The sequence below is a fragment of the Bradyrhizobium sp. P2_E8 genome (assembly GCF_056403875.1).
This window is the reverse complement of sequence record NZ_JBFUES010000658.1, coordinates 1-4396: the sequence shown is the minus strand read 5'-3', so window position 1 is coordinate 4396 and position 4396 is coordinate 1. Positions and strand designations below refer to the sequence as shown.

General features: G+C 65.2%; 4 protein-coding genes and 1 pseudogene. All 5 read left to right on the top strand.

Annotated elements, in window-relative coordinates:
• Positions 1 to 76, top strand: a pseudogene (locus AC1D00_RS28945) (5-carboxymethyl-2-hydroxymuconate isomerase); the annotation flags it as partial.
• Positions 69 to 1607, top strand: a complete 1539-nt coding sequence (gene hpaE, locus AC1D00_RS28940) for a 5-carboxymethyl-2-hydroxymuconate semialdehyde dehydrogenase (protein WP_477013016.1) — start codon at positions 69 to 71, stop codon at positions 1605 to 1607. The pseudogene AC1D00_RS28945 and the gene hpaE, both read left to right, overlap by 8 nt.
• A gap of 125 nt (positions 1608 to 1732) precedes the next feature.
• Complete coding sequence (hpaD, locus tag AC1D00_RS28935; RefSeq protein ID WP_477013015.1) at positions 1733 to 2716, top strand: 3,4-dihydroxyphenylacetate 2,3-dioxygenase; 984 nt, start codon at positions 1733 to 1735, stop codon at positions 2714 to 2716.
• Between the two features lie 175 nt (positions 2717 to 2891).
• On the top strand, positions 2892 to 3761 hold the full coding sequence (locus AC1D00_RS28930; RefSeq protein ID WP_477013014.1) for a fumarylacetoacetate hydrolase family protein: 870 nt from the start codon (positions 2892 to 2894) through the stop codon (positions 3759 to 3761).
• Positions 3762 to 3785: 24 nt separating this feature from the next.
• On the top strand, positions 3786 to 4396 hold a 611-nt coding region (locus AC1D00_RS28925), incomplete at its 3' end, for a thiamine pyrophosphate-binding protein (RefSeq protein WP_477013013.1).

The following is a 4396-nucleotide window of genomic DNA, read 5'->3' as shown; positions in this document are numbered from 1 at the left end:
GATCAACGACAAGGACACCAGCTGGAAGCGCAACAACATCCACGACGCCCTGAAAGTGGAGGCCGCCCATGGATAAGCCCACCCCGAAGGCCGATGTGTTCCAGGCCAACCGCGACCGCGTCGCGCCGCTCTTGAAGACGCTGCGCGCCGAGGGCATCGGCCACATGATCGATGGCAAGATCGCCCCCTCGATTTCAGGCGAGACCTTTGAGACCAAGTCGCCGGTCGATGGCGCTGTGCTCGCGAGCGTTGCGCGCGGCAATGCCGAGGATATCGATCGCGCGGCGACCGCTGCTGCGCTGGCCTTCAAGTCGTGGCGCGACATGGGCCCCGCGATGCGGAAGAAGCTGCTGCATCGCGTGGCTGATGCCATCGAGGACAATGCCGACGACATCGCCGTGCTGGAATGCATCGACACCGGGCAGGCCTATCGCTTCATGGCGAAGGCCGCGGTCCGCGCCGCCGAGAATTTTCGTTTCTTCGCCGACAAATGCGCGGAGGCGCGCGACGGCCTCAGCACGCCGAGCGACGAGCACTGGAATATCTCGACGCGCGTGCCGATCGGCCCGGTCGGGGTGATCACGCCGTGGAACACGCCGTTCATGCTCTCGACCTGGAAGATCGCACCGGCGCTGGCCGCCGGCTGCACCGTCGTGCACAAGCCGGCCGAATGGTCGCCGGTGACGGCGGCTATCTTGGCGAAGCTCGTCAAGGAAGCCGGCGTTCCCGACGGCGTGCTCAACACCGTGCACGGCTTCGGCGAAGAGGCCGGCAAGGCGCTGACCGAGCATCCCGCGATCAAGGCGATCGGCTTCGTCGGCGAGAGCACGACAGGCTCGGCCATCATGATTCAGGGCGCGCCGACCTTGAAGCGCGTGCATTTCGAGCTCGGCGGCAAGAACCCGGTGATCGTGTTCGACGATGCCGATCTCGACCGCGCGCTCGATGCCGTCGTGTTCATGATCTACTCGCTCAATGGCGAGCGCTGCACGTCGTCGAGCCGCCTGCTGATCCAGGCGAGCATCGCGGAGAAATTCGTCGAGAAGCTGACCGCGCGCGTGAAGGCGCTGAAGGTCGGCCATCCCCTCGATCCCGCGACTGAAATCGGGCCGCTGATCCACGAGCGGCATCTCGCCAAGGTATGCTCCTATTTCGACGTCGCGCGGAAGGACGGTGCGACGATCGCGGTCGGCGGCAAGGCCTATGACGGACCCGGCGGCGGACATTATGTCGAACCGACGCTCGTGACCGGTGCGAACGGCAAGATGCGAGTCGCGCAGGAAGAAGTGTTTGGGCCGTTCCTCACCGTCCTGCCTTTCCGCGACGAGAAAGAYGCTGTCGAGATCGCCAACGACATCCGCTATGGCCTGACCGGCTATGTCTGGACCAACGACGTCGGTCGGGCGCTGCGCGTCGCCGACGCGCTGGAAGCCGGCATGATCTGGCTGAACTCGGAGAACGTTCGCCATCTGCCGACGCCGTTCGGCGGCATGAAGGCCTCAGGCATCGGCCGCGACGGCGGCGACTACTCTTTCGACTTCTACATGGAAACCAAGCACGTCTCGCTGGCGCGGGGCACGCACAAGATTCAGAAACTGGGAATTTAGGGACAGTGTCATTCCGGGGCGCGACAAAGTCGCGAGCCCGGAATCCATAACCACCAGTCCGGAGTATGGATCCCGCCTGGCCCTTCGGGCCATCCCGGGATGACGAGCCGAGAGGGGAAACGCCAATGCCGGTACCGCAACACGTCTTCGAGCCGCCCTTCAACATCATCCGTTCGAGCCACGTCGTGCTCGACGTGACCGATCTGAACCTCAGCCGCGCGTTCTACGAGACCACCGTCGGCCTGCATGTCGAGGATGCCGACGACAAGGTCGTGTATTTGCGCGCCGCCGAAGAGCACCAGCATCACTCGCTGGTGCTGCGGAAGGCGGCTGCTCCCGCCTGCGCCCGGCTCGGCTTCAAGGTCGGCAACGACAAGGACCTCGACAAGGCTGCCGCCTTCCTCTCCGAGAACGGCCTCGCCTACGCCTTCGTCGATCAGCCCTTCCAGGGCCGCACGCTGCAATTCACCGATCCCTTCGGCTTCCAGATCGAGCTCTATGCGTCGATGGACCGCCGGCCGCATCTGCTTCGCCGCTACGACCTCTACCGGGGCTGCCACCCGCAGCGGCTCGATCATTTCAACGTCTTCGCCGCCGAGGTGCAGGACACCGTCGATTTCTACGCGCGGCTCGGCTTCCGCCTCACCGAATACGCAGAGGAGGATGGGCCGAACGGGCGCATTGCTGCCGCCTGGATGCATCGCAAGGGCAACGTCCACGACTTCGCCATCACCAATGGCAAGGGCCCTCGCCTGCACCACTTCGCCTACTGGACGCCGACGGCGATGAACATCATCCATCTCTGCGACGTGATGGCCTCCCAAGGTTTCGTGAAGAACATCGAACGCGGCCCCGGACGCCATGGCATCTCGAATGCGTTCTTCCTCTATGTCCGCGACCCTGATGGACACCGCCTCGAGCTCTACACCAGCGACTATTTCACCGGGGATCACGACCACGAGCCGTTGCGCTGGTCGCTGCGCGATCCGCGCCGCCAGACGCTGTGGGGCGCACCGGCCCCGCGCTCCTGGTTCGAGCAGGGCTCGCCCTTCACGGGCCAGACCGTGCGCGAGCCGAAATTCGTTGCCGACGTGCTGGTGGCGGATTGATGTTAGCGAGTTTCGAAATCTCTCTCCCGGTCGTCCCGGCGAAAGCCGGGACCCATAACCACAGGGAATGGTTTGGCGAAGACTGGTCGTTCGGGATTGTCATCGCGCGCTATTGATAAATCACGCGATATGGGTCCCGGCCTTCGCCGGGACGACAGGGAATGAAGAGTTGCCTATGAAGCTCCCTCGCCTCGCCACCTACTCCGTCAAAGGTGAAACCCGCTACGGCGCCGTCGTGGACGGCGGCGTCGTCGATCTCTCCGCGCGCCACGCCAAGGATTATCCGACGCTGCGCGAGGTGATCGCAGCCGGCAAGCTCGTGAACCTCGCCGAGGAAGCAGCCGGCCGCGCGCCGGATCATGCGATCGGTGACATCACCTTTCTGCCGCCGGTGCCGGCGCCGGAAAAGATCATCTGCATCGGCGTCAACTATCCCGACCGCAACGCCGAGTACAAGGACGGCCAGGACGCGCCGAAATATCCGAGCATGTTCATGCGCTCGCCCCGCTCGTTCGTGGGCCATGATACGCCGCTGGTGCGCCCGCGTGCCTCCGCGCAGCTCGATTATGAAGGCGAGATCGTGCTGGTCATCGGCAAGGCCGGCCGGCACATTCCGGAAAGCACCGCGCTCGACCACATCGCCGCCCTCACGCTCTGCAACGAAGGCTCGGTACGCGACTGGCTGCGCCACGCCAAGTTCAACGTCACGCAGGGCAAGAATTTCGATTCCAGCGGCAGCCTCGGCCCGTGGCTGGTGCCCTACACGCAGGAATCCCAGGTCGCCGACATCAGGCTCACCACGCACGTCAACGGCGAGCTCAGGCAGGATGACCGTACCAGCCGGCTGATGTTTCCGTTCCGCYACCTCATCAGCTACATCTCGACCTTCGCAACGCTCGTTCCCGGCGACGTCATCGTCACGGGCACGCCGACCGGSGCSGGCGCGCGATTCGATCCGCCGCGCTRKCTGAARSCGGGCGAYGTCGTCGAGGTCGAAGCCGAAGGCATCGGCCGCTTGCGTAACGGCGTCGTCGACGAAGCCTGACAACGAAACGAATGGAATGATGCAATGACCACCCTCACCGGCGGCGAAGCGATCGTAAGCGGCCTTGTCGCCCATGGCGTCGACACCGTGTTCGGCCTGCCCGGCGCGCAAATCTACGGCCTGTTCGACGCCTTCCATCAGGCGCAGCTCAAGGTGATCGGCGCGCGGCACGAGCAGGCCTGCGGCTACATGGCGTTCGGCTATGCGCGCGCCAGCGGCAGGCCCGGCGTGTTCAGCGTGGTGCCCGGCCCCGGCGTGCTCAACGCCAGCGCGGCGCTGCTCACCGCCTACGGCTGCAACGAGCCGGTGCTCTGCGTCACCGGCCAGGTGCCGACGCAGTTTTTGGGCAAAGGCCGCGGCCATCTGCACGAGATGCCGGACCAGCTCGCGACCCTGCGCACTTATGTGAAATGGGCGGACCGGATCGAAACGCCGGGCAACGCGCCGACCACCGTGGCGCGTGCCTTCCAGGAGATGACCTCCGGGCGGCGCGGCCCTGTCTCGGTCGAGATGCCCTGGGATATCTTCACCCAGCGCGCCGACGTCGCGGCCGCCCAGGTGCTGGAGCCGCTGCCCGCGCCGCTGCCTGATCCCGATCTGATCAGGCAGGCGGCCGCGTTGATCAAGACCAGCAA